The sequence below is a fragment of the Streptomyces sp. NBC_00212 genome (genome assembly GCF_045206365.1).
GTDB lineage: Bacteria > Actinomycetota > Actinomycetes > Streptomycetales > Streptomycetaceae > Streptomyces.
On the sequence record NZ_CP108115.1, the window covers coordinates 1,955,315 to 1,979,698 of the forward strand.

Annotated in this window: 20 protein-coding genes; 16 read left to right on the plus strand and 4 right to left on the minus strand. The window is 71.3% G+C overall.

Translation table 11 applies throughout. From position 1 onward, the window contains the following. Positions 1 to 471 precede the first annotated feature (471 nt). The 15 genes from OHA17_RS09090 to OHA17_RS09160 all read left to right on the plus strand — a co-directional run bounded on the left by OHA17_RS09090 (position 472) and on the right by OHA17_RS09160 (position 16,212). Positions 472 to 792, plus strand: coding sequence for an STAS domain-containing protein (locus tag OHA17_RS09090; protein WP_406505662.1), 321 nt, complete (start codon positions 472 to 474; stop codon positions 790 to 792). Between the two features lie 568 nt (positions 793 to 1,360). Then, complete coding sequence (locus OHA17_RS09095; protein ID WP_406505664.1) at positions 1,361 to 2,026, plus strand: hypothetical protein; 666 nt, start codon at positions 1,361 to 1,363, stop codon at positions 2,024 to 2,026. Positions 2,027 to 2,324: 298 nt separating this feature from the next. Beyond that, complete coding sequence (locus OHA17_RS09100) at positions 2,325 to 2,903, plus strand: DUF5994 family protein (RefSeq protein ID WP_406505666.1); 579 nt, start codon at positions 2,325 to 2,327, stop codon at positions 2,901 to 2,903. Positions 2,904 to 2,908: 5 nt separating this feature from the next. Further along, positions 2,909 to 3,055: a hypothetical protein gene (locus OHA17_RS09105; RefSeq protein WP_406505668.1), complete on the plus strand. Its 147-nt coding sequence runs from the start codon at positions 2,909 to 2,911 to the stop codon at positions 3,053 to 3,055. Positions 3,056 to 3,472: 417 nt separating this feature from the next. Further along, entirely contained in the window at positions 3,473 to 4,618 is a 1,146-nt protein-coding gene (locus tag OHA17_RS09110; RefSeq protein WP_406505670.1) for a hypothetical protein, read from the plus strand. A gap of 85 nt (positions 4,619 to 4,703) precedes the next feature. Further along, a complete protein-coding gene (gene acnA / locus OHA17_RS09115) occupies positions 4,704 to 7,379 on the plus strand; it encodes an aconitate hydratase AcnA (protein ID WP_406505672.1) in 2,676 nt (891 codons plus the stop codon). Then, positions 7,376 to 7,951 carry an NADPH-dependent FMN reductase gene (locus OHA17_RS09120; RefSeq protein WP_406505674.1) on the plus strand — a complete coding sequence of 192 codons (576 nt, stop codon included), beginning with the start codon at positions 7,376 to 7,378 and terminating at the stop codon, positions 7,949 to 7,951. The genes acnA and OHA17_RS09120 overlap by 4 nt, the downstream gene beginning before the upstream one ends. A 9-nt stretch (positions 7,952 to 7,960) precedes the next feature. Next, the gene (locus tag OHA17_RS09125) at positions 7,961 to 8,794 is read left to right on the plus strand and encodes an isocitrate lyase/phosphoenolpyruvate mutase family protein (protein WP_053724034.1); all 834 of its coding nucleotides are present in this window, start codon (positions 7,961 to 7,963) and stop codon (positions 8,792 to 8,794) included. A gap of 34 nt (positions 8,795 to 8,828) precedes the next feature. After that, positions 8,829 to 10,211: an LLM class flavin-dependent oxidoreductase gene (locus tag OHA17_RS09130; protein WP_406505676.1), complete on the plus strand. Its 1,383-nt coding sequence runs from the start codon at positions 8,829 to 8,831 to the stop codon at positions 10,209 to 10,211. Positions 10,212 to 10,217: 6 nt separating this feature from the next. After that, positions 10,218 to 11,009, plus strand: a complete 792-nt coding sequence (locus OHA17_RS09135) for a class I SAM-dependent methyltransferase (protein ID WP_406505678.1) — start codon at positions 10,218 to 10,220, stop codon at positions 11,007 to 11,009. Further along, complete coding sequence (locus OHA17_RS09140; protein ID WP_406505680.1) at positions 11,002 to 11,490, plus strand: GNAT family N-acetyltransferase; 489 nt, start codon at positions 11,002 to 11,004, stop codon at positions 11,488 to 11,490. The genes OHA17_RS09135 and OHA17_RS09140 overlap by 8 nt, the downstream gene beginning before the upstream one ends. Next, entirely contained in the window at positions 11,478 to 12,647 is a 1,170-nt protein-coding gene (locus OHA17_RS09145) for an acetyl-CoA carboxylase biotin carboxylase subunit family protein (protein WP_406505682.1), read from the plus strand. Before OHA17_RS09140 ends, OHA17_RS09145 begins: the two co-directional genes overlap by 13 nt. Continuing rightward, a complete protein-coding gene (locus tag OHA17_RS09150) occupies positions 12,640 to 13,803 on the plus strand; it encodes an acetyl-CoA carboxylase biotin carboxylase subunit family protein (RefSeq protein ID WP_406505684.1) in 1,164 nt (387 codons plus the stop codon). Before OHA17_RS09145 ends, OHA17_RS09150 begins: the two co-directional genes overlap by 8 nt. 60 nt (positions 13,804 to 13,863) lie before the next feature. Continuing rightward, positions 13,864 to 15,132 carry an MFS transporter gene (locus OHA17_RS09155; protein ID WP_406505686.1) on the plus strand — a complete coding sequence of 423 codons (1,269 nt, stop codon included), beginning with the start codon at positions 13,864 to 13,866 and terminating at the stop codon, positions 15,130 to 15,132. 42 nt (positions 15,133 to 15,174) lie between these two features. Beyond that, a complete protein-coding gene (locus OHA17_RS09160) occupies positions 15,175 to 16,212 on the plus strand; it encodes a hypothetical protein (RefSeq protein WP_406505688.1) in 1,038 nt (345 codons plus the stop codon). A 13-nt stretch (positions 16,213 to 16,225) separates the two neighbouring features. Here the strand turns inward: OHA17_RS09160 and OHA17_RS09165 are convergent, their stop codons facing one another. After that, positions 16,226 to 16,804, minus strand: coding sequence for a LuxR C-terminal-related transcriptional regulator (locus tag OHA17_RS09165; RefSeq protein ID WP_063801894.1), 579 nt, complete (start codon positions 16,802 to 16,804; stop codon positions 16,226 to 16,228). Positions 16,805 to 17,077: 273 nt separating this feature from the next. Here OHA17_RS09165 and OHA17_RS09170 point away from each other — a divergent pair, with 273 nt between their 5' ends. Beyond that, positions 17,078 to 20,287: an ATP-binding protein gene (locus OHA17_RS09170; protein WP_406505690.1), complete on the plus strand. Its 3,210-nt coding sequence runs from the start codon at positions 17,078 to 17,080 to the stop codon at positions 20,285 to 20,287. A 22-nt stretch (positions 20,288 to 20,309) separates the two neighbouring features. On the opposite strand, the gene OHA17_RS09175 is transcribed toward OHA17_RS09170, so the two are convergent. From OHA17_RS09175 to OHA17_RS09185, 3 genes are all read right to left on the minus strand, one after another. After that, on the minus strand, positions 20,310 to 22,856 hold the full coding sequence (locus OHA17_RS09175; protein WP_406505692.1) for an ATP-binding protein: 2,547 nt from the start codon (positions 22,854 to 22,856) through the stop codon (positions 20,310 to 20,312). Between the two features lie 48 nt (positions 22,857 to 22,904). Continuing rightward, positions 22,905 to 23,588 carry a response regulator gene (locus OHA17_RS09180; protein ID WP_398877313.1) on the minus strand — a complete coding sequence of 228 codons (684 nt, stop codon included), beginning with the start codon at positions 23,586 to 23,588 and terminating at the stop codon, positions 22,905 to 22,907. A gap of 112 nt (positions 23,589 to 23,700) precedes the next feature. Further along, entirely contained in the window at positions 23,701 to 24,375 is a 675-nt protein-coding gene (locus OHA17_RS09185; RefSeq protein ID WP_406505694.1) for a potassium-transporting ATPase subunit C, read from the minus strand. Between the last annotated feature and the right edge of the window lie 9 nt (positions 24,376 to 24,384).

Sequence of the window (24,384 nt, forward strand, 5' to 3'; positions counted from 1 at the left end):
CGGTCACGTCTGCCGCAAGGACCGGGGGCTGGAACTGCGTTGTCGGCGATGCGACCCTGCCGATGGCCCATTCCGGTGTGGCCCGCGGGAGCCGTGTGCGCCGTTGATCACACCGCACCTTGCCATGTCCGGTCCTTGGGGCGGTCGGCTGCCGCTCCGGTGCTGGTCGCGCGGGCTGTTCAGCCCAGCGACGGGGTGTCCGCCTGCACCCGGAGACATCCGACCGTTCACTCTTGAGGGTGAATATTTGCATGCATGCACGTTTCTTCTCATTTGCGTGTTTGTAGGGTGATGGACGCATCACCCCAGACCTGGTGGCTGCACCCGATGACCGTGAACTCCCGCTGCTGCGGGGGACGTTGTGGGTGGGGAGCTACTGTGGGAAGCATCAGTCAGCCAGGTTTACCGGAACCCGTTCCTCTCGTCGCGGGGCGCTCTCCGCAGGTGTTGGGTGGCGCGCGTAGCTGTCTGATGCAGGGATCCACCGTGGTCGAGATGTACGGAGAGATCGATCTGGCCACGGCTGCGGCAGTCCAGGCGCCCCTCGACGCCGCGACCGCCCGGCCGGGAGCCCGGCTGATCGTGGATTTGCGGGCGGTGGTCTTCTTCGACTGCGCCGCCCTGACACTGCTGCACAGGGCGCATCGCCGGGTGAGCGAGTGCGGTGGTGGGCTGGGTCTGGTCTGTGTCCGGCCGTGGCACCGGAAGGTCCTGGCCGCAGGCGGCGTCACCGCCCTGGTGCCGATGTTCGCCACGGTACAGGAGGCGCTCGTCGCGGCCCGGCCCGACTGAGCCCCCTCCTCCAGCGGCCCGCGGAAGCTGCGCAGTACCACTTCCAAGGCGTATCGGCCCGGTCGGAGCGCGCGGGAACCACGGACGTCGGCTCTGATCAGTCCGGTGCCTCAATTCCCTTGCACCGACGGCGTATCGGACGTGGCGTTGCCGAAACCTTCACCGCTCAGGGTGTTTCACGGGAACAGTCCTGGCGAGGACACCGGGACTATGCTGTCGAGTGGACGTCCCAGACCCCGGCGGACATGTTGCTGCTCCGAACTGAGGCTCGGGGAGCGGACCCTTCGTCCGGTCTCCGGCACATCTCCTGAAGCGAATCGTGCGGGTCCCGCTTCCGATACACGGGGCCGGCCGGCCGTCTGCTTCCGCCGTCAGTACGCCCCTGTCGACAGCGCGCCAAGAGCGGCCGCGAGTCCGGCTCCGCCGCTTGGCGTTGCCCGGCGGGTCTACCGAACCGAGGCGTCATGCCCCTGCCCCAGCCGAACACCCACCGCCACGACAGAGGACAACGGTCGCCGATCACCTCGGCAGGCGAGATCGGCCTGGACACCGTCACGGATGGTGTGCTGTGAGCGGTCGGCCCCGGCCGGAGCAAACCCGCAGGCCCAGGAACGACGACCCGTACCTCATGGCCGCGGTGCGGCTGCTCCGGGTGAGCCGCTGGCGGGCCCAGGACTTGAGGGAGGACCTGGCGGATCTCTACACGGAGTCCTGCGAGGCGACGACCGGCGAGACGTACCGCAGCCTCCGACGGACGGGCTTCCTGCGCCGCCTCGCCGCCGACATCCGGCGACCGGGGTTCGCCCTCGTGATCGCGGAGACCGACCGCCTGGTGGGATGCGCCTTCGGATTCCCCGTTCCGAGCGACGGCCGGTGGTGGTTCGGGTTCGACGGGCCGCTCCCGTACGACGTCGAGCAACTCACCGCCTCCGGCGATGTCTTCGCGATCTCCAAGATCCTGGTCCGGCCGCACCACGCGGGTCAGGAGTTGGCCTGCCGACTGCAGGAACGGCTCCTGACCGGCCGCCGGGCATCGCTCGGCGCGGCCTTGGTGGACCCGGCCGACCTGCCGGCCCTCGCCGGCCTCCGGGCCGGAGGCTGGCAGGACATCGGAATGGTGTGGCACCCGACCGGTCCACCGCTGCTCCGGGCCCTGATTCTCCCCTTCGCGGAACGAACCTTCGTACGGCCGACGGAACCTCCACACCCCGGCTGGACCCGGAGGACCGCGTGACGCCCAACAGCCGGTCGTCCCGGATCAAGGCGCTCGTCACACCCAGCAGGCGGCCCTGCGCGATGCTCGGGTCGGGGTCGTGGACGTGTGCACCCGCCCCCGCCGGCCGTCCATGGGCGCGCATCTCGATGGCGAACCGAACCTCGGTGCCCCAGCCGGTCCTTTGGGCCCTGCCTGGGAGTACGCTTGAGATACCGAGAGCACTTCGCACCCCGGCCACAGCGTCGGCCTCGTTCTCGGCGAGCAATAACCCCCGGGCCGCTGTTAACGAACGGCGACCCGGAGACGGGTTCGCGCGATGTCCGCGAGCACTGACCTCCTTCTGGCGCAGCGCGATCCCCCCTCAGCTTCGAACGTCCGCCTTGCGCTCAAGCCCGCAGGCGCCTCCCGTGGGCTCCTGGACGGGGCGTGGTGGCCACGATCCCGCGATCTGCTGCGTGAACTTCCCGCGCTGATCGACGTACTCGACCCCCTGTGGGGCCGGATCACCCGCATCGCCGTCAACCCTGAGCACTGGCCCGTCGTCCCCCGCAAGATCCCCGTCACCGGACACGTGGTGAAGGCCGGCTGGTTCAAGGCCGAGCAGGACCCGCACAAACTCCTGGTGCTCTCCTACGGAACCGGCCGCTGGGACCTCCTCGTCATCCCGCCGCAGACCAGCGCCGCCGCGGCCGCCCGGCTGATGGCCGCCGCGAGCGACCCCGCGGGCCTGGCTCTGACCGCGAGCGCGCTCATCGCGGGCGACGAAGCCCTGCACGGCGCCTCAGCAGCCAACCGACTGCGGGACTTCGAAGAAGCATGGGCGCACGAGGGCGGTACCTCCTTGGCCCACGCCGCCGTTCCGGCCCGCCCCGACCGCCTCCTGGTGGGGATGTGACCGCCATGACCACGGCGCTGACCATCGTCATCACGCTGCTCCTGATCGTCGGAGCGGCACGCACGATCCACCTGCTCAACGCACAGCAACCGGCGCCACATCGTGAAATAGGAGGGCGGCTTCAACTGTCCTTGGTCTGCGCGCCTTGGTAGCTGGAGAAGCGCACCCGTCGAGGACGCGTAAACCCCTCCGCATACGGCCCCGAATGCCGACCCCGTATACGCGCTCAGCATCCGTACGGCATTCGCAGAACTCGCGCCGCCCGCCCGCTCGCCAATACGGCTGAGCCGCAGACGAATTCCTCCGGCGGCGGCGCGGCAAGGTGGCGGGCAGAACGACAACGGCCCGTCAGGTACTGGCAGTTCGAGGCCCCGAGGGTCCAGTGTGCCCCGCTCCACGGCGGGGCCATCCGTCGAGCCCAAGCGATCCGGATTCCAGAATATAGGCCCTTTCGGCCCGGGCCACCTGTCCCCGATTCGTGGGACGCGTACGGGGATTGACCCTGTCGGCGCTCGTTGTGGATCATCCTCTCATTCCCCGTTCCCGCCGGAAGGATTCAGGAGCCAACCATGGCCATTCGCGATGATCTGATTCTCGAGGACACCACTCTCCGGGATGGCGAGCAGACCCCGGGCGTAGCCTTTTCCAAGGAGACGAAGACCAAAATCCTCGACGCGCTCATAGCCGCCGGGGTGACCTCCGTCGAAATCGGTATTCCCGCCATGGGCGGTGAGGAACTCGAATTCATCAAGACCTGCGTGGACCGGCAGGACGAGGCTCGGCTCGTCGTGTGGCACCGGGGCGTCCGGGAGGATGTCGAGCGCTCGATCGACATGGGGTTCAAGGCCGTGCACATCGGTCTGCCGACGTCCGCCGGACACCTCAAGGCCAGCGTCCGCAAGGACCGCACGTGGCTGCTGGCCACCGCCAAGGACCTGATCAAGATGGCCAAGGACCGCGGCGCGTACGTGTCCATCAGCGCCGAGGACATCGCGCGCACCGAGATCTCGTTCCTGCAGGAATACGCCGGTGTGGTGCACGAGGCGGGAGCCGACCGGCTGCGCCTTTCGGACACCGTCGGCCTGCTCGGGCCGGAGGCCTACGGCGAGCGGGTGGCCGCGGTGGGGGCGGCGGCGCCCATCGACACGCAGTGCCACGCCCACAACGACTTCGGCCTGGCGACCGCCAACACCATCGCGGGGCTCAAGGCCGGCGCCCGGTACTTCCACGTGACGGTCAACGCCATCGGGGAGCGGGCGGGCATGGCGGACCTCGCCCAGGTCGTGGTCGCGCTGAAGAAGCTGTACGACCGGGACCTCGGCATCGACATGACCAAGCTCAAGGACCTCAGCCGGCTCGTCTCGCAGGCGGCCAAGCACCCGGTGCTGCCCTGGCAGCCGGTCATCGGCGACAACGTGTTCGCCCACGAGTCGGGCATCCACGCCAACGGCATGCTGCGCGACACCTCCACCTTCGAGCCCTTCCCGCCCGAGCACGTCGGCGGCGAGCGCCGTTACGTCCTTGGCAAGCACTCGGGTCGCGCGCTGATCGCCTGGGCCCTTGAGCAGCAGGGCATCGAGCCGCGGGAGGACCTGCTCGGGCTCTGCCTGGACGAGGTGCGCCACATGTCCATCCGTACGGCCGGCGCGGTCCCCCCGGAGGACCTGGCCGACATCTACCGCCGGGCCCTGTCCCGGGCCGGGGCCGCGGCCTGACCCTCCCCCCCTGCTTGCCGGCCCGGTGCCCGCCCCCCTCGGGCACCGGGCCGGCAACCCCCCGACGAAGCGAGAAGGGTCAACCATGCACGACATGCTGCGCTCCCTGCCCCAGGCGCGGGGAGCAGGCCGGTACATCAGCCTGGCCGCAGCCGAGGAGAACGGCCTCACCGGTCTGCATGCCGCGCCCCGCAGCGTTCGCATCCTGGTGGAGAACGTCCTGCGGGCCGCCGTGAAGAGCCGTGACGAGGCCGCGGTGGGACGGGCCATGGCCTCGTCCGCCGCGCTGATCTCCGCCTGCGCCGGCGCCGGCCCCGAGGAGGAGATCACCTTCAGCCCCACCCGGCTGATCCTCCAGGACCACACGGGCATCCCCGTCCTTTCGGACCTCGCGTCGCTGCGGTCGCTGATCGCCGAGCGGGGTCTCGACCCGCGCCGCGCCCGGCCCGCGCTTCCGGTGGACATCGTCGTGGACCACTCGGTGGAGGTGAACGCGTGGGCCCGCCCCGGCGCGCTCGCCCTGAACATGTCCCGCGAGTACGAACTCAACCGCGAGCGCTACCGGTTCCTGCGCTGGGCCCAGCGCGAGATGAGCGGGCTGCGCGTCGTGCCGCCCGGCCGGGGCATCGTGCACCAGATGAATCTGGAGCACCTGGCCCGGGTCGTGATGCCGGACGCCGACGGCCTGCTCGCCCCGGACTTCGTCCTCGGCACCGATTCACACACCCCGATGGTCGGCGCCCTGGGGGTGCTCGGCTGGGGCGTCGGCGGCATCGAGGCGGAGACCGCGCTGCTGGGGCACTCGGTGTCCCTGCTGAGCCCGCCGGTGGTGGGCGTACGGCTGACCGGTGAGCTGCCCGTCGGCAGTACCGCCACGGATCTGGCCCTGACCATGACGCGCTTCCTGCGCGACACCGGCGTGGTGGGGCAGTTCGTGGAGTTCTTCGGCCCCGGTGTGCCCACGCTCTCCGTGCCGGACCGGGCGACGGTGTCGAACATGGCACCGGAGTACGGCTGCACCGTGGCCTTCTTCCCGGTGGACGAGGCGACGCTGGACTATCTGCGGCTCACCGGCCGCCCGGAGCAGGACGTCTCCGTGGTGGAGGCGTACGCGAAGGAGCAAGGCCTGTTCGTGCCGCTGGGCAGCGCCGAGGAGCCCCTCTGCGCGCGCACCGTCGAGTTCGATCTGTCGTCGGTCGAACCCAGCGTCGCGGGACCGCGCCGGCCGCAGGAGCGGTTGCCGCTGGCCGCGGTGCCTGGCAGTTTCCCCGACGGCCCTCGGTCCGGCGGCGATCACGCGGACGAGGGGCCGGCCGACGGGGCGGTGGGCATCGCCGCCATCACCAGTTGCACCAACACGTCCAATCCCGAGTCCATGGTCATCGCCGGTCTTGTGGCGCGCAACGCCGTCGAGCGCGGGCTGAGCGTGCCGCCGTGGGTCAAGACGACGCTGGCCCCCGGTTCCCGTGCGGTGCCGCGCTATCTGGAGGCCGCCGGACTCCTGCCGTACTTGCAAAAGCTCGGGTTCGACGTGGCCGGCTTCGGCTGCACCACGTGCATCGGCAACTCGGGCGGCCTGGCGCCCGCCGCCGAGGAGGCCGTGCGGCGCGAGGGCACCCGGCTCGCGGCCGTGCTCTCCGGGAACCGCAACTTCGAGGGCCGGATCCATCCCGATGTGGCGGCCGCCTACCTCGCCTCGCCGGCTCTCGTGGTGGCGTACGCCCTCGCCGGATCCGTACGGACCGACCTGAGCAGCGAACCGCTCGGCACGGGCACGGACGGGCGCGGCGTACGGCTGGCGGATCTGTGGCCGACACCGGCTCAGATCGCGACCGCCGTCGCGCACGTGGCCCGCGAGCACTTCGCGGTGGAGAAGGAGGCGCTCTTCCAGGGCGGCTCCGAATGGCAGGACCTGAGTTTCCCCGAAGGACCGGTCTACGACTGGCCGGCCGACTCCACCTACCTGGTGCGCTCGCCGTTCTTCGACCCCACCGGGCGGACCGGCACCGCCGATCTGCGCGGGGCCCGGGTCCTGGTCTTCGCCGGCGACTCGACCACCACCGACCACATCTCCCCCGCCGGAACCATCGCCGAGGACTCACCGGCCGGCCGTCATCTGGCCGGCACCGGGATCGCCCGCGCCGACTACAACTCGTACGGCTGCCGTCGCGCCAACCACGAGGTGCTGGTCCGCGGAGCCTTCGCCAACCCCGGCTTCCGCAACAAACTCACCCCGTCCCAGGGCGGCAGCCGCACGCTCCACGTGCCCAGCGGCGAGGTGATGAGTGTCTACGACGCGGCGTCCCGCTACTTCGCCGAGCGGACTCCGGTGGTCATCCTGGCGGGCCGCGACTACGGGTTCGGCAGTTCCCGCGACTGGGCGGCCAAGGGCCCCGCGCTGCTCGGCGTGCGGGCCGTCCTCGCCGAGAGCTTCGAGCGGATCCACCGGAGCAACCTGGTGGGCATGGGCATCGTCCCGCTCCAGTTCCCACCGGGGCGGGGTCCGAAGGAGCTGGGCCTCACCGGCCGCGAGACCTTCGAGATCACCGGACTCGAAACGCTGCGGCCCCGCGGCGAGGTCACCGTACGGGCCCTGGGACCCGGTGGCCAACTCGTCGGCGCGTGGCGGATGTTGGCCCGCGTGGACACCGCGCGCGAGCTGGACTACGTGCGGCAGGGCGGGTTCCTTCGCGCGGTGGCGGCACCGCTGCTCGCCCCCTCGCCTCCCGCGGGCGAGCCCGCTCGGCAGGGCGCGTCGTGAGGATCGTCGGAATCGGCGGATCGAACCGGCCCGGCTCCACGGCCGAACGAGCGCTGCGGGCGGTCCTGACCGAGGCCGAGCGGCATGGCGCCGAGGTCCGGCTGTTCGCCGGCACCGACCTGGTCATGCCGTTGTACGACCCCGGCGGCGCGCCGCTCTCCCGGCCGGCCCTGCGGCTGATCGAGGAGACGGCGCGGGCCGACGGAGTGGTGCTGGCCAGCCCGGCCTACCACGGCGGCATCTCCGGGCTCGTCAAGAACGCCCTCGACCACCTGGAGGAGCTGCGCGACGACGCCAGGCCGTACCTGACCGGCCGGGCCGTCGGCTGTCTGGCCGTCGGGCAGGGGTACCAGGGCGCGGTCGTCACCCTCGGCGCGCTGCGAGCCGTGACGCACACGCTGCGCGGCTGGCCCACGCCGCTGGGGGTGGCGCTCAACAGCACCCAGACCGGCTTCACCCCGGCCGGGCGGTGCGACGACGCGCGAGTCGAAGAACAACTGAAGAGCGTCGCGGAGCAGGTGGTCGGCTTCGCCCGCAGGTCCGTGAACCAACCCGTCCCACACCATTTCTGAGGAGACATCATGAACAAGCGAGCCATGCTGCGCGAGGCGATCGCCCGGGACGGCGAGCTGTCCCTGGCCGCGGGCGTCCACGACGGTCTGGGCGCGCGGATCGCGCAGAACAGCGGCTTCCAGGTGCTGTGGGCCAGCGGTCTGGGGATATCCGCGTCGTACGCGGTGCCCGACGAGAGCATTCTGACGATGACCGAATTCCTCAACGCGGCCCGCACGATGAACGACGCCACCGATCTGCCGGTGCTCGCGGACTGCGACACCGGCTTCGGCGGCGCGAGCAACGTGGCGCGCATGGTCGACCAGTACGAGCGGGTCGGCATCGCGGGCGTCTGCATCGAGGACAAGGTCTTCCCCAAGCGGAACTCGCTCGGCGACGGCACCCAGCACCAGGAGACCATCGAGAGCTTCTGCAACAAGATCCGGGTGGCCAAGAAGGCCCAGCGCACCCCCGACTTCGTCGTCGTCGCGCGGATCGAGACGTTCATCGCCGGGGGCCCCAAGGACGATGCGCTCAGGCGGGCCGACGCCTACGTCGAGGCGGGCGCGGACGCGGTGCTCATCCACTCCAAGTCGCGCGACGGGCAGGAGATCCTGGACTTCGGCCGCAGCTGGCAGCGCACCGACGTACCGCTGATCGCCGTGCCGACGACCTACCCGGACGTGGACGCCGGGCAGCTGCGCGCGGCCGGCTTCTCGCTCGCCGTGTACGCCAACCAGGGCCTGCGCGCCTCGATCACGGCGATGCGGCAGAGCTTCGCGCACATCTCGGAGCACGGGTCGACCCGGGCGCTGGAGGACGGGATCGCGGAGCTGCGCGAGGTCTTCCAGTTGCAGGGCTGAGCCCTCCCGCACACGAAAGGAGATCGGGCCCCTCATGAGCGAGCCAGAGGACCGCGAACTGGTACTGGGCGCCTATCTGTCCTACGGGACGGGCCACCACGCCGCAGCCTGGCGCCACCCCGACGCCGTGGCGGACGGTGCGCAGAACATCGACCACTACATCGACATCGCCCGAACCGCCGAACGCGGCCTGTTCGACTTCATGTTCCTGTCGGACACGCCGTCCGTCTTCAACGACGACCGGGACGGCTACGGAAGCCGGGTGGTCGTCTTCGAGCCGATGACGCTGCTGTCCGCGCTCGCGATGAAGACCACCCACCTCGGGCTTGTCGCCACGGCCTCGACGACGTACAAGGAGCCGTACAACGTCGCCCGCGAGTTCGCCTCGCTCGATCTGCTCAGTGGCGGGCGCGCGGGCTGGAACATGGTCACCTCGTCCAAGAAGGACGCCGCCCACAACTTCGGCCTGGACGAGCATCCGGAGCACGGTGACCGCTACCGCCGGGCCGCCGAGTTCTTCGAGGTCGTCACCGGTCTGTGGGACAGCTGGGAGGACGACGCCTTCCCCCGCGACAAGGAGCGCGGCGTCTTCTACGACCCGGCCCGCCGGCATGTGCTCGGCCACGAGGGCGCGCACTTCGGGGTCCGTGGCGAGCTGAACGTCTCCCGCCCGCCGCAGGGTCACCCGCTGGTGGTGCAGGCGGGTTCGTCCGAGGACGGAAAGGAGCTGGCGGCGCGCACCGCCGAGGCGGTGTTCACCGCGCAGCCGGACATGGCGGCGGCCCAGGCCTTCCGCACGGACCTCAGGCAGCGGCTCGCCCAGTACGACCGTGTGAACCGGGACATCCTGGTGATGCCGGGCCTGTGCCCGTTCATCGGTGCCACGGACGAAGAGGCGCGGGAGAAGTTCGAGCAGTTGCAGCGGCTCATCCATCCGGGCCTCGGCGTGGCCATGCTGTCCGACCTGGTGGGCGGATTCGACCTCTCCGGGTACGACGTCGACGGTCCGCTGCCGGAGCTGCCGCCCTCGAACGGCAACCAGAGCCGGCGCGGGCTCATCGAGAAGCTCGCGGCGGAGGGGCTCACCATCCGCCAGCTGTACGAGCGCATGACGATCGCCCGGGGACACCTGGTTCTGGTCGGCTCCTACCGCCGGGTGGCGCGGACGATGGCGCAGTGGCTGCGGTCGGGCGCCGCCGACGGCTTCAACATCATGCCGCCCCAACTGCCGGGCGGACTGGCCGAATTCGTCGATCATGTCGTTCCCGAGCTGCAGAAGCTTGGCGTATACAAGGAAGGCTACCGGGAGGGCACCCTGCGCGAAAAGCTCGGCCTGCGCCGTCCGCCCTCCCGTTACGCACCCGCGGCCGACGGCGCTCCGGGGCACGTCGGCCCATCGCACTACGGAAACAGGTGACCGCGCATGGAACCGCGCAAGCAGAAGTTCGACACCCTCGCCGACGACTACGACCGGCACCGGCCCCGCTACCCCGCCGTCCTGCTCAAGGAGCTCGTCGGGCCGTTGGCGGGGCGGCCCCGGCCGCACGTCGTCGACGCCGGGGCGGGCACCGGCATCGTCCTGGAGGGGCTCATTCCGATCCTCGGCGAGGACGGCCGGTACGAGGCGGTCGACCTGTCGTCCGACATGGTGGCGAGGGGCCGGGCCAAGTTCCCGTCGGTGAGCTGGTCGGTCGGTCCGGCCGAACCGTTCCTGGAGCAGGCGCGGGACGTCGATCTGATCGTCGCCGCCCAGTCCTTCCAGTGGATGGACCGGCCGCGCTTCCTGCGCGCGGCACGGGGCTGCCTGAATCCGGGTGGCCAGGTCGCGATCATTCAGAACAACCGTGATTTCGCGGCGAGTTCGTTCCTGGACGCCTACGAGTCCCTCCTTGAGGAGCTGAGCCCCGGCTACAGCCGGCACTACCGGGCCTTCGACTTCGGAGCCGAACTGCGCGAGGCGTTCGCCCCCGGCGGCGGCACCGTCGAGGTCAGGACCGCCGACTGGACGACGACGATGGCGGCGGACGACTTCGTCGGCATGGCGAAGTCCTCGACCCAGGTGCAGCGCGGCATCGAGGCGCACGGTCAGGCGCTGCTCGACCGGCTCCGGGACCTCATCGACCGCCATGCCGACCAGGACGGCGCGCTGACGATGCCGTACCACAGCGAACTCTTCACGGCCCGCACCCCCTCGGCCGCCGAGAGCGATGGATGACCCGGTCCGGGCAGCCGTGCGGGGCGTAGTGGTGGCCGGCGCCGACGAGGCGGACATACCGGGAATCCTCGCGGTGCTTGCCGCCGCCTACGCCCCGTATGCGGGAGAGTTCCGGCCGACCGCGCTGGGACGAACGGCCGAGGCCGTCCGCCGTGAACTCTCCCAATGGCTGGTCGCCCGCATCGGCGGGCGGCTCGCCGGCTGCGTGCTGCAGTACCCCGAGGACGGCTCCTACACCTTGTGCTTCCTCGCGACCGAACCCGCGCTGCGCGGCCGGGGCGTCGGCTCGTCGCTGGTCGACGCCGTCGTCGGCCGGGCCGCGGCGGCGGGGTGCCGGGAGATCCGGATCGCGCTGCGCACGACTCTGGCGGCCAACACCGCCTTCTTCACCCGGCGGGGCTTTCGGCGCGTGGCGCCGTTCCGCCCCGGCACGCACGACCTCTACGAGCTGAAGCTGGAGGCAGAACCATGGGCACCGTGATCGTCCTGGGCTACCGGAAAGGCATCGCCGACGCGGTCGCCCGACGCGGCCTCGACGTCTTCCATGTGGAAAGGAAGGCGAAGGAGGCACTCGCCGGCACCAGGTTCGCGCTGGTCGACGACCTGGAGGACGCCCAAGAGGTCCTCAGGACGGTGCTCGGCGCCGGCCTCACGGATGTCGTCGGCGTCGTCACCGGTCACGAGCAGGGCGTGTTCACCGCCGCCCTGCTCCGCGACCACCTGGGGCTGCCGGGTGACCGCGACTGGGCACGGGCCCTGCGGTTCCGGGACAAGTATCTGCAGAAGGCCGCCCTGCCACCGGACGTCCAGCGGGCCCGGTGCGAGTACATCGGCCCGCACACCACCTACGCGGAGCTGGCGGCCGGGCTCGGCACTCCCTTCGTCGTCAAACCCGCCAACGGGGCGGGGTCGGTCGGTGCGGCGGCCATCGGCTCGGAGCGGGAGTTCGTCCGGCACCTCGGCCCGCGCCGTGGCGGGGCCGACGCGGCCTGGGTCGCGGAGTCCTTCGTGGGCGGCCGGGAGTTCAACATCGACGGCGTCTGGTCCCAGGGGCGGCTGCGGTGGTGCTCGGTCTCCCGGTTCCACGAGCGGCCGATGAGCACGAACACCGGTGCCGTACTGGCCTCGCAGGTGCTGTCGCGGAAGGAGAACGCCGAGTTCCTCGACGGCGCGAGGGCGCTGGCCGAACGCGCCCTGGGCGGCCTCGGCGCCCCTGACTGCGTCTTCCACCTGGAGGCGTTCGAGGACGGCGACGACCTCGTCTTCGGTGAGTGCGGCACCCGCACTCCCGGCGCCCACCACACCGAGATCGTGCAACTGACCCACGGCGTCGACCTCTACGACCTCACGGTGGGGCTGGCCCTCGGCGAGGACGCGGCCGACCTGCTCGCGCCGAAGGACCCCGACGCGTACTTCGCCTACATCTACCTGCGCCGGTTCGAGGGAGTGGAGCTGACCCGGGCGGACTTCGAGAAGCACTTCGCGTTCCACGAACTCAGCTACCCGGACACCGTCGGGGGCGGCGGCACCGGTTCGTACGGCCGGGCCGGTCACGCTCTCGTGTCCGCTCCCGACAACGCCCGGCTCGGCGAACTCATGGGCCGGATAGTCGAGTTCAACGAGTCCGGCCGTGTCTGACGCCCGCGCCCTCGTCCTCAGCACCGGCAAGCCGCTCTTCGACGCGGCCCGCGCCGCCTTCGCCGCCGAGGTCGAGTACCTGGACCTCCACGCGGGCGAGGCGTCCGGCGGCAGGCTCACCGTGCCGTCCTTCGACCACGAGCGCGAGACGCTCGCCACCGTCGACCGGCTCATGGCGAAGCAGCCCTTCCGGTACGTGCTCGCGACCTCCGAGAGCAACCTCGCGTTCGCGGCCTTTCTGCGCAGCAGATACGGGCTGCCCGGCCTGGGCTTCGAGGCGGCCCTGACGGTGACCAACAAGTGGCGGATGAAGCAGTGGATCAGGCCGTCCCTGCCCACGGCCCGCTGCTGGCTCTCCGGTGACCTCGCCACCGCGTCCGCGCTCGGCGCCCTCCCGCCGGAGGTGGTGGTGAAACCGCTGTCCGGATCCTCCAGCAAGGGGGTGCGCCGGATGCCGGCCGAGCGGGCACGAGAACTCGCCGCCGCCGGTGACGAGCTCTTCCTCGTGGAGGAGGCCGTCGACGCGGACTGCGAGCTGCATGTGGACGGGGTGGTCCGCGGCGGTGAACTGCGGGCGGCGTTCGCCTCGGCCTACGACCGGCCGGTGCTGAGCGCCGCCGGAACGACCCGGGCGAGCATCCATCTGCCGCCGGGCGACCCACGCCGTGAGCCCGCGCTGCGGGCCGCCGAACGCGCTGTCGCCGCCCTCGGCATCGCCGATTTCGTCTTCCACCTGGAGCTCTTCCAGGTGGGCGACAGGCTTCTGTTCAACGAGGTCGCCCTGCGCCCGGCCGGGGGCGGAGTCGCCGAGTCGCTGCGCGAGTTCCACGGCGTCGACCTCTGGGACGAATTCGTCCGGATTCAGCTCGGCAGACCACCGGGGTCCGGCCTGCCGGCCGGCGGCGGGCCGGCCGGTTTCAGTGGCGTGATCGGAGTGGCGGCGCCCAGCCCGGGCAGCCGCCGACGCGTCCCCGAGGACTCCGAGTTGCTTGCGGTGCCCGGCATCGTAGGCGTCTCTCCTGGAAGTTCCCGGGCCGAATCGGAAGCGGACCTCGGCAGTTCCTGCGCCTTCTCGCGGCTCGCGTTCTTCTCGTGCCCCGACGAGGCGGCCGTGCACGCGGCCCTGGCCGGCGTCGGCCGGCTCTCGGGCGGCTGACAGCCGCAGAGCCTGCGCCCGCCCCCACCTCACCGAAGCCTCACGACAGGTCGTTTCTCCATGCCGTCCGCCAAGCCGCCGTCGCGACAGCTCGATCCGCCCGCGCCCGCTCCGGCGCACCGCTCGTCCCGCCTGTTCTTCACCCTGTTCTTCACCCTGTCGTCCTTCGCCGAGGGCGGTCAGGCGGTCGTACTGCTCTGGCTCACCTACGCGCTGACGAACAGTGCCCTGCTCATCGGTGTGATGGTGGTCCTCGGCTACCTCCCCGCGGCGCTCCTCGGGCTGCTGTTCAAGAGGTTCGCGGACCGGGGACGGGCCGGCCGGGTGGCGCGCAGCACCAACACGGCGCTCTCCGTGGTGTCACTCCTGCTCGCCGCCCAGCATTTCTCCTCCGGCGGCCGTACGGCCCTGTCCATCACCGTCATCGCCCTGAGCCAAGTCGTGCTGTCCATCGCGAAGATGTTCAACAAGGCGGCCCTGAACCGGCTGATCCGGGGCGCGTTCGAGCGGGAGGAGGCGCGGCGTCTCCTCGCGGTGTCCCAGTCGGCGTCGCTGACCGGGCAGGTCTTCGGCGCGGGGCTGGCCGGGGTGGCGCTCGCCCAGGGCTGGATCACGGCGGCGCTGATCTGCGCGGCGCTGGCGTACGCCGCGAGCGCGGGCTCCCTGTCCCTCGGCACCCGGGGCTACGCCGACCGGGCCGAACAGCGGCCGGGCTCCGGGGAGAACCCGGCGGGCGGGGGGCGGGCGGCCGTCCCGATCCGCTGGAGCTCCGCCCTGATCGGGGTGCTCGTCTTCTCCGTGCCCAGCAGCGGCGCACTGCAGTTCCTGAACACGATCCTGGTACCCCTCGCCAGCACCGTCGCCCCCGAACAGCCGTCGTACTACGCGCTGTTGAACATCGTCACGATCGCCGGCGGCTTCCTCGCCGGCGTCCTGCTGTCGACGGGTGCAGTCTCGTCCCGGCGGGTGCTCGGCTGGGCGCTGCCGGTGACGGTCGCCCTGTCGCTGGCACTGGCGCTGGTCGATGCCGCGTATCTGGTGGCGGTGGTCGCCTTCGGTCTGTCGCTGGCCGTCACCTGTCACGTGATCTGTATGCAGGTGCTGACGAACCAGGTGCCCGCGGACCACGAGGTGGGGCAGTTCGCGGTGGTCCGCAATGTGGTGGCGTCGCTGGCCAAGGCGGTGTTCTCGTTCGCCGCGGGCACGCTGGTCGGGGTGTACGGCGTCGCCGTGGCCTTTGTCGTGCTCGCCTGCGGCACGGCGCTGTTCGCTGCCGGGTGGCTGGTGATGCGGCCGCGGTGGGACACGCCGGGCACGTCCGCGCGCTGAGTCTGTGATCCACGCAGTGAGGAATGGGAAGGAGACGGTGACATGGTGTTCGACGGAACAGGGAGCCGCGGTGAGTTCACCGCCTGGCTGCGGTCGGCGCGCGACGGGCTCGTGACCAGCGACGGGGGGAAGGAGCGGGCGCTGCGGGCGCTCGGCCTCGACGACGCGGGCCTGCGCGCGTTCGCTCAGGCCCGCCGTGTGGTGGTCAGCCTCCCGCACGCGAGCCCGAACGTCTTCTTCCCCCGCGTCGGCGTGTCCTGGTACGTGCGCCATCTGCAGCGCCGCGACCCGTCGGCCTTCCATCTGCGGGTCGCACTGACGCACGTGAACTTCTCGGACCTCGGATGGCGGCCCTACGCGTGGTGGTTCCTCGACCAGGACGGCGCGCTGGCCCGCGAGACCCTGTTCACCCGGAACAAGAAGGCCAAGCACGTGGTCGTCGCCGGGCAGGGGCCGATGGGCGAGGTGCCGCCGCGTGCGGTCGGCGCGGATCGGGAGGCGGCCGAACTGGCCCTGCACGGAGCCGATCGCGCCCTCTCGCACCTGCTGCTGATGTCGGCCGTGGAGCGCGCGGCCGGGCTCACGGTGCCGGGCCGGACGCTGTATCTGCCGCTGGATCTGCTCGTCGCGTTCTTCCGCGACGGTCTTCCGGGAGCCGGGTCCGACGAGTCGGGCGGCTGGCCGGCCGCCCTGTTCGGGCTGCGGACGCGGGCCAGGAAGCTCGACGGCACGGGCCGGTTGGTCGACTGTGACACCGTCGGCGAGGCGTTCGTCCTCGACAACTCCTCCAACATCGCGCTGCTTTCGCTGCTCGGCTGTGCGGGTGTGGTGGGCGGAGCGAAGATGGCGGGCTACTGGGGGGAGATCGAGGACCGCGTGGCGCGGGCGGGCCGGCTCAGCGGGGTGCCGGTGCCGGTGCCCGAGTTGCTCCGGCTGCCCGACGGAGTCGCGTACGAGGACGTCGTCCGTCCGTCGTCAGGGCTCGCGGCGGAGCTGGCGGCCGCCGGCATCGGGTACTCGCAGGGGATGGCGGTGGCCGAGCACGGCCGGTTCGCCGAGGAGGCGGATCCCTTCCGGTGACCGCGTCCGCGGGTCAGTTCCAGCCATAGGCCATCGCCGCCTTGACCAGCTCCGCCTTGTTGCCCAGGGCGAGTTTGGCCCGGATGCGTTTGACGTAGGTGTCCACGGTGTGGCGGCTGATGCCCAGGCGCCGCGCCGCCTGATCGTGCGTCAGGCCGTCCGCGAGCAGCCTCAGCACCTGCCGCTCGCGGACCGAGAGCGCACCCGCTTCCTTTGCCGCCCCGGCCGACCGGGGCGGCAGCTGCGCGTTCCGCGCCGCCAGGTGCACGGCGGCGGCCAGGGCCATCGGATCCGTGCGCTCGGGCAGACAGAGGGTCACTCCCGGGCGCGGCTGCTCGGCTGCGGCGTCGGAGAGCATCAGGACGCAGGAGGCCCTGGCCGCCGCGGCCTCGATCCCGGCCAGATGTGGCCGCCCGAGGGGCCGGTCGATGACGAGCACGTCGAATCGGTCGGGTAACACCAGGGGGACGCCCGGCAGCGCGAGGGCCGCCGCGCTCAGCACGTGCACCCGCATGTCCGGGAATTCGGACAGCGCGTGCCCAACTGCCCATGCGATGAGCGGGTGTTCATGGACCACGCCGATGTCATACATCGTGACCTCACCTGATGTTCGAGTGGGGGAATCCTGCAACACCCCCCTTGCGGTGGCCTGTTCGGATCGTGCGGACTCCTTGCGACCTCGTTACCGCCCCCTTGCCGACGGGTTGCCATTCCCTTGCCGTCCGCTTGCCGTCCGGTGACGGAATACCGCCGGGTGATCTTGGAGGGGCCCGACCGGCGTGCCAAGATCGCGAACGGATGGTCCAGGCATTCGTCGGCCCGCCACGTTCGGCACGACCACAAGCGCGAGAACGGTGGGGATCACATGTACGCACCTCGGACGCCGGGCCCGCCGCCGCTGTCGGAGCGGGACCATCCGTCCGGGCTGCTGCTGCGTGTCATGGGACCCATGTCGGTGCGGCACGCGGACGTGGACCTCCCGCTCGGCCCACCGCTGCGGCGGGCCCTGCTCGCCCTGCTGCTCATACGCCTGGGCCGGGTCGTGCCCACCGAGCAGCTCATCGAGGAACTGTGGCGGAACGAGCCGCCACGACAGCCCCTCGCCGCGCTGCAGAGCCACGTCTCCCATCTGCGGCGTGCGCTCGATCCGGCGGCCGGCCCGGGCACCCGGTCGGCCCTGCGGCATCTGGCACCCGGATACATCCTCCAGCTCTCCCCCGAGCAGGTCGACGTGTGCCGCTTCGAGCAACTGGTGGCATCGGGGCGGCAGTTGCTGGACCGCGGCGAACACCTCTTGGCGCGCGCCCGGCTCAGCGAGGCGCTGGAGCTGTGGCAGGGCCACCCGTACGGCGAGTTCGGCGCCCATCCAAGGCTCAGCGACGAGGGCGCACGCCTTGAGCAGCTCCGCCTCACCGCCCTGGAGTCGTGCGCCGAGGCCGGACTCGCCCTCGGTGCGGCCGACGAGGTCGCGGCCGGCCTCGGCCGGGAGGCGGGCCTGAACCCGGCGCGCGAGCGCCTGGTCGGCCATCTGATGACCGCGCTCTCCCGTCTCGGGCGGCAGGCCGAGGCGCTCGAACTGTACGAGCGCACGCGCAGCCACCTGGCCGAGGAGTTCGGCGTGGACACCGCCCCCGGGCTCCAGCGCGTCCGTGACGCCATCCTGCGTCAGGAGCTCGGCGACGGCCTGCCGGCGGACCAGCCGGAACCGGTCGAGCTCTCTTCCGGGCCGGGACCCGACTCCGCGGAAGCGGAGGCTCCGTCCCCGTTCACCGGCCGGGACCAGGAACTGCACCGGCTGGTGGGCGCCGCGGCCGGCGCGCTCACCGGCCACGGCCACGTGGCCAGCGTCCTCGGCCCCGCCGGCGTCGGCAAGACGCGGCTCCTGCTGGAGCTCGCCCCCCGTCTGGAAGCCGCCCCCGGGGAGCTGGAAGTGGTCTGGAGCCACTGCTTCCAGGGCGAGGGAGTCCCGCCCTACTGGCTGTGGACGCAGGTGCTGCGCCGGCTGTCGGTCACCCGGCCGGAGGCCTTCCGCGCCGCGACGGAGCCCTTCGGCGCGCTCCTCGCCCCGCTGATGCCCGAACGGTCGCGGCGGACCGGCGACGGACAGGGCGGCGAAGTCGACTGGGCGCAGGCCCGGTTCCTCTCCCACGACGCGGTGTGCGAGGTCCTGCTCACCCTGGCCGCGCAGCGTCCTCTCGTCCTGCTCCTGGAGGACCTGCACTGGGCCGACACCGCCTCCCTCGAACTGCTCCGGCTGCTCGCCATCCGCCGCCAGGGCAACCCGCTCAGCATCGTGCTGACCGCCCGTGACTTCGAGGTCGAGTCCGACGCCGCCATGCGGCGCACCCTCGCCGAGACCCTGCGGGGCCCCCGGACGGAGACGTTACGGCTCGGCGGCCTCTCCCGGACCGCCGTCGCGGCGCTGGTCCGGGCGCAGGCCGGGCCCGGCGTGTCGACCGAGGTCGTCGATGCCCTGCACCAGCGCAGCAGGGGCAACCCCTACTTCGTCATGCAGCTCCTCTCCCTCCTCGGCGACGTCCGTCAGCTGCACGACCAGGGCGCCGCGGACATGCTCCTCGCCCGCATCCCGACGGGCGTGCGCGAGGCGCTGCGCCAGCGCTTCACCTCGCTTGCGGAGCCCGTCCTGCGGGTGCTGCGGCTCTGTGCCGTCATCGGCACCGAGGTCGACACGGACCTGCTGCACCTCACCGCCGTCGAGGACGAACCGGTCGCCACGGCCCTGGAGTCGGCGATCCGCGCCGAACTGCTCGACGAGGACCCGCACCGCCCCGGCCGGCTCCACTTCGCCCACGCGCTCGTCCAGGAGACGCTCCTCGACGAGCTCTCGCACGAGGAACGCTGCCGGCTGCACGCCCGCGTCGCGTCGGGCCTGTGCGCCCGCGGGCACCGGCAGAGGGAGGAAGAGGAGATCGAGCGCGTCGCCCACCACAGCTGGCGCGCCGAGGACGCCCTGCCGGCCCGCGAGGTCCTCCCCCGGCTGCTGCGCGCCGCCGAACAGGCCGAGCAGCGCCTCGCGTACGAACAGGTCGAGAGCTGGCTGCGCCGCGCCGTCCGCCTGATCCGCTTACTGCCGCCCGGCGACGACTCGACCCCGGTCCTGGAGCAGCGGCTGCACATCCAGCTCGGTCAGGTACTGGCCATCACCCGCGGCTACGGCGACGCCGAGGCCGAGGCGCTGCTCGGCCAGGGCCGCGCCCTCAACGCCGTCACCGGGGCCCCCGAGGACCCGTCGGTGCTGTGGGCCCTGTGCGCGGGCCTCCTGGTCACCGGGCGGTACGACGACTCCCGCCGGTTCTCCGGCCTCCTGCGCACGATCGCCGACCGCACCGGCCACCCCGTCGCGCAGCTCGGCGCGGCCTACGGCGAGGGAATCGTCCTGCACATCCGCGGCCGGCTCCGCGAGGCGCTCACCGCGCTGGACGGCGCCGTCGAAACGGCGGACCGTTTCGCCCGCGAGGGACACTCCCTGGCCCGTACGTTCCAGCACGACCCCCGCGTCTCCTGCCGCTCCTACGACGCCTTCACCCACTGGCTCCTCGGCGACCGCGCCACCGCGACCGAACGCCGCCGACAGCTGCTCCGGTTGACCGCGTACGAGAGCAGGCCTTCCGACCGCGCCTTCGCCCTCTACGTGGACGCGGTCCTGGCCGCCTGGGAGGACGACGTCGACACGGCGTTGCACTCGGGCGCGGAGGGTTCACGCCTGGCCGGCGAACACGGGCTGCTCTACTGGAAGGCGATGCTGAACCTCCCCGAGGGCTGGGGCCTGACCCACTCCGGCCGCGAGGCCGAGGGCATCACCCTGATGCAGTCCGCCCTCGCCGAACTCCGCCCTTCCCGAACCCACCTCCGCCTGCCCCTCCACCTGGGCCTCCTCGGCCAGGCCCAGCACCACGCGGGCCGGCAGGAGGACGCGAGGAACACCCTCCACAAGATGCTGGCGGTCGTGGAACACCGCCGCGAACACACCTACCTCCACCCCGCGCTGCCCCCCACCCGCCTGCTCCACACACTGCTGGGCCGGGGCGCGGCGGAGCGGGTACTGAGGGCGTGACCACGCCTCTACCGCCCGCCCCTCACATGTCGTCCGACCCCGACCCCGACCGCACCCGGGCCGGCACGTACCCCGCTGCCGGGCGCAGCGTAAGTACCATCGTCATGCCCCCGCCCGGGGTGTCCTCCGCTGCCAGTGTGCCTCCTATCGCCTCGGCGAAGCCCCGGGCCACTGCCAGGCCCAGGCCCACCCCGGCGCCCCGTGGGGCGTCTCCGTAGCGTTGGAACGGGGCGAAGATGCGGTCCTTCGCGGCGTCCGGGACGCCGGGGCCCCGGTCCACCACGCGGACCTCCACGCGGTCGGCGATCGTGCTCGCGGAGACCAGGACGCGCTCCCCCTCGGGGCTGTACTTCACCGCGTTCTCCACGATGTTGGCCATCGCGCGCTCCAGGAGGCCCGGGTCCGCCCGGACCATCGGGAGGTCCTCGGGGATGTCCAGTACGACGCTGTCCTCGGGGACGCCGCCCAGCGCCATCGGCACGACCTCGTCGAGGTCCGTCTCGCGGATGATCGGGGTGACCGTGCCGGTCTGGAGGCGGGACATGTCGAGCAGGTTGCCCACCAGGTGGTCGAGGCGGTCCGCGCCCGCCTCGATCCCCTCAAGGAGCTCCGCCTCGTCCGCCTCGGACCACTCCACGTCGTCCGAGCGCAGCGACGTGACCGACGCCTTGATGGAGGCCAGCGGGGTGCGGAGGTCGTGGCTCACCGCGGCGAGCAGCGCCGTGCGGATGCGGTCGCCCTCCGCGTAGAGCCTTGCCTGGTCGGCCTCTTCCTTCAGGCGGCGGCGGTCCAACACCACTGCTGCCTGCGCCGCGAACGCGCCCAGGACCCGGCGGTCCTCCGCGGGCAGTACGCGTCCCGACAGGGCGAGCGCCATGTGGTCGCCCACCGGCATGTCCACGTCCGCGTCCTCGGGGCGCTCCACCGGCCGGGGCCCCACGCTCGCCGAGCACGTCCACGGCTCGACCTCGCTCGTACGCTCAAGGAGGGCCACCGATTCCATCGCGAACGTTTCACGGACCCGCTCCAACAACGCGTCCAGACTCGTCTCGCCCCGCAGCACGCTGCCCGCCAGGAAGGAGAGGATCTCCGACTCGGCGCGCAGCCGGGCCGCCTGATGAGTGCGGCGGGCCGCCAGGTCCACGACGGACGCCACCGACACCGCGACCGAGCCGAAGATGACGATCGCGACGATGTTGTTGGGGTCGCTTATCGTCAGGCGGTGGACCGGCGGGGCGAAGTAGTAGTTCAGGAGCAGGGAGCCGACCGCCGCCGACGCCAGTGCCGGGAGGAGGCCGCCGAGGAGCGCCGCCGCCACCGTCAACGACAGGAAAAGCAGCATCTCGTTGGCGAGGCCCAGGTCCGTGTCGATGCCGGTCAGGAGCAGGGTGAGCAGTACCGGGCCGACTATCGCCGCCGCCCAGCCCCACATCGAGCGGGCCCGGCCCAGGCGGGCGCCGCGCGCCACCGGCAGGCCCCGCCCGCGTGCGGCCTCCTCGTGGGTGACGATGTGGACGTCGAGGTCGGGGCCCGAGTCGCGGGCCACGATCGCGCCCACCCCGGGGCCGAACACGTACTGCCACGTGCTGCGGCGGCTCGTGCCCAGCACGATCTGCGTCGCGTTGACACCCCGCGCGAAGTCGAGCAGGGCCGGAGGAACGTCGTCGCCCACCACGTGGTGGAAGCTTCCACCCACGTCCTCGACCAGGGTGCGTTGGACCGCCAGTTCCCTGGGTGAGGCGGAGGCCAGGCCGTCGCCCCTTGCCACATACACCGCCAACACCTCGCCGCCCGCGCCCTTTTCGGCGAGGCGGGCGGCTCGGCGGATGAGGGTGCGGCCCTCCGGTCCGCCGGTCAGGCCGACGACGATGCGCTCGCGCGAGCCCCAGATCTTCGAGACGCTGTGCTCGCTGCGGTACTCCTGGAGGTATTCGTCGACCCGGTCGGCGACCCACAGCAGCGCCAACTCCCGTAGCGCGGTGAGGTTTCCGAGCCGGAAGAAGTTGGAGCGGGCCGCATCCACCTTGTCCGGCTTGTAGATGTTGCCGTGCGCCATGCGACGGCGCAGCGCCTGGGGCGACATGTCGACGAGCTCGACCTGGTCGGCCCGGCGCACCACCTCGTCCGGCACGGTCTCCCGCTGGCGTACCCCCGTTATCGACTCGACGACGTCGCCCAGGGATTCCAGGTGCTGGATGTTGACGGTGGACACCACGTCGATGCCCGCGTCGAGCAGCTCCTCGACGTCCTGCCAGCGTTTGGCGTTGCGCGAACCCGGGATGTTGGTGTGGGCCAGCTCGTCGACGAGGGCCACGGCGGGCCGCCGCTCCAGGACCGCGTCCACGTCCATCTCGGTGAACTGCGAGCCCCGGTAGGCCAGTTCACGCCGGGGAAGCTGTTCGAGGCCGTGCAGCATCACCTCCGTACGCGGCCTGCTGTGGTGCTCGACCAGCGCGACCACGCAGTCCGTGCCGCGCTCCACCCGCCGGTGCGCCTCGGACAGCATCGCGTACGTCTTGCCGACGCCCGGCGCAGCGCCGAGGTAGATCCGAAGCTTGCCGCGTGCCATGGTTCCGATCTCTGTGTACGAGGGACGGGTGACGAGCACGGGCGGTGCTCAGACCTCGAAGCGGTAGCCCATGCCCGGTGCCGTGATGAGGTACCGCGGATGCGAGGGGTCCGCTTCGAGTTTGCGCCTCAACTGGGCCATGTATACGCGGAGATAGTTGCTCTGCGTACGGTAGCTGGGCCCCCACACCTCCTGCAGCAACTGGCGCTGGCTGACCAGCCGGCCGCGGTTGCGGATCAGGACTTCCAGGAGGTGCCACTCGGTCGGGGTGAGCCGCACGTCGTTCCCACCGCGCTTCGCCTTCTTGGCGAGGAGGTCGAGCGTGAAGGCTTTGGTGGTGACGACTCCCCCGTCGGCGCCCTTCGTGGCGGGTTCGACCCTGCGGGTCGCGACCCGCAGCCGGGCCAGGAGCTCGTCCATGCTGAACGGCTTGGTGATGTAGTCGTCCGCGCCCGAGTCGAGGGCCTCGACCTTCTCGTCGGAGGTGTTGCGCGCGGAGACCACCAGGATCGGCGCCCGGCACCAGCTGCGCAGCCGGCGCATCACCTCGATGCCGTCCATGTCGGGCAGCCCAAGGTCGAGCAGGACCGCGTCCGGGGGCTGCACGGCGGCCAGTTGGAGGGCGGTGGCGCCGTCCGTCGCCGAGTCCACTTCGTATTTTCGCGCCTTCAGGTTGATCTCAAGAGCCCGTACGAGCTGTGGTTCGTCCTCCACCACCAGCACCCGGGTCATCGGCGTGCCGCCTTCCTGTTGTGCGCGGAATTCCTACGACTGCCCGGCGGTGCGGGAGCCGGGGCCCGGAGGTCCTCCGAGGCCGGGGCTCCCGCCCGCCGTCGTAAGTGGCTCACTTCTGCGTGAGTTCCTTGAGTGCGATGTTGAGCTTGAGGACGTTGACGCCGGGCTCGCCGATGAAGCCGAGGATCCGGCCGTCGGTGTTCTCGCTGACGAGCTTCTCCACCTGCTTGACGTCGAGGTGGTTCTGCTCGGCGACCCGGTGCACCTGGATCCTGGCGTACGCCGGGGAGATCTGCGGGTCGAGGCCCGAGCCGGAGGAGGTGACCGCGTCGGCGGGCACGTCGGCCGGGTTGACCTTGTAGTCGGCGGTCGAGTTGTCCTTGACGACCGCGTCCTTGGCGTCCTTGACCTGCTTGATCAGCTTCTCGTTGTCGCCGGAGAGGTTGGTCGCACCGGAAATGATCAGCTGGTACTGGGTGTTGAGGGTGTTCGCGCCGAGCCCGTTGGAGGGGCGGGGCTGGAACCACTTCAGGTCCGGCTGCGCCTGCTCGTCGGCGTTGTTCGGGTCCTTCTTCGGCAGGTTGTACGTCTGCCCGATGAGCTCCGAACCGACCACCTTGCCGCCCGACTTGATCTCGGACCCATTGGCCTTGTTACTGAAGGCCACCTGCGCGATGCCGGTCACCACCAGCGGGTAGATCACGCCGCACACGAGGGTCAGAACCAGGAGTGCGCGCAGGCCCGCACCGAGCAACCGGGCTGTGTTTCCAACAGAGTTGTTCATTGCCGATCA

Bases quoted from the DNA above. Each gene is read 5' to 3' on its own strand.
- OHA17_RS09130 (WP_406505676.1), top strand. From the start codon at position 8,829: ATGAGCGAGCCAGAGGACCGCGAACTGGTACTGGGCGCCTATCTGTCC.
- OHA17_RS09110 (WP_406505670.1), top strand. From the start codon at position 3,473: ATGGCCATTCGCGATGATCTGATTCTCGAGGACACCACTCTCCGGGAT.
- OHA17_RS09170 (WP_406505690.1), top strand. From the start codon at position 17,078: ATGTACGCACCTCGGACGCCGGGCCCGCCGCCGCTGTCGGAGCGGGAC.
- OHA17_RS09125 (WP_053724034.1), top strand. From the start codon at position 7,961: ATGAACAAGCGAGCCATGCTGCGCGAGGCGATCGCCCGGGACGGCGAG.
- acnA (WP_406505672.1), top strand. From the start codon at position 4,704: ATGCACGACATGCTGCGCTCCCTGCCCCAGGCGCGGGGAGCAGGCCGG.
- OHA17_RS09165 (WP_063801894.1), bottom strand. From the start codon at position 16,804: ATGTATGACATCGGCGTGGTCCATGAACACCCGCTCATCGCATGGGCA.
- OHA17_RS09180 (WP_398877313.1), bottom strand. From the start codon at position 23,588: ATGACCCGGGTGCTGGTGGTGGAGGACGAACCACAGCTCGTACGGGCT.
- OHA17_RS09185 (WP_406505694.1), bottom strand. From the start codon at position 24,375: ATGAACAACTCTGTTGGAAACACAGCCCGGTTGCTCGGTGCGGGCCTG.
- OHA17_RS09175 (WP_406505692.1), bottom strand. From the start codon at position 22,856: ATGGCACGCGGCAAGCTTCGGATCTACCTCGGCGCTGCGCCGGGCGTC.
- OHA17_RS09145 (WP_406505682.1), top strand. From the start codon at position 11,478: ATGGGCACCGTGATCGTCCTGGGCTACCGGAAAGGCATCGCCGACGCG.
- OHA17_RS09135 (WP_406505678.1), top strand. From the start codon at position 10,218: ATGGAACCGCGCAAGCAGAAGTTCGACACCCTCGCCGACGACTACGAC.
- OHA17_RS09105 (WP_406505668.1), top strand. From the start codon at position 2,909: ATGACCACGGCGCTGACCATCGTCATCACGCTGCTCCTGATCGTCGGA.
- OHA17_RS09100 (WP_406505666.1), top strand. From the start codon at position 2,325: ATGTCCGCGAGCACTGACCTCCTTCTGGCGCAGCGCGATCCCCCCTCA.
- OHA17_RS09160 (WP_406505688.1), top strand. From the start codon at position 15,175: ATGGTGTTCGACGGAACAGGGAGCCGCGGTGAGTTCACCGCCTGGCTG.
- OHA17_RS09140 (WP_406505680.1), top strand. From the start codon at position 11,002: ATGGATGACCCGGTCCGGGCAGCCGTGCGGGGCGTAGTGGTGGCCGGC.
- OHA17_RS09155 (WP_406505686.1), top strand. From the start codon at position 13,864: ATGCCGTCCGCCAAGCCGCCGTCGCGACAGCTCGATCCGCCCGCGCCC.
- OHA17_RS09090 (WP_406505662.1), top strand. From the start codon at position 472: ATGCAGGGATCCACCGTGGTCGAGATGTACGGAGAGATCGATCTGGCC.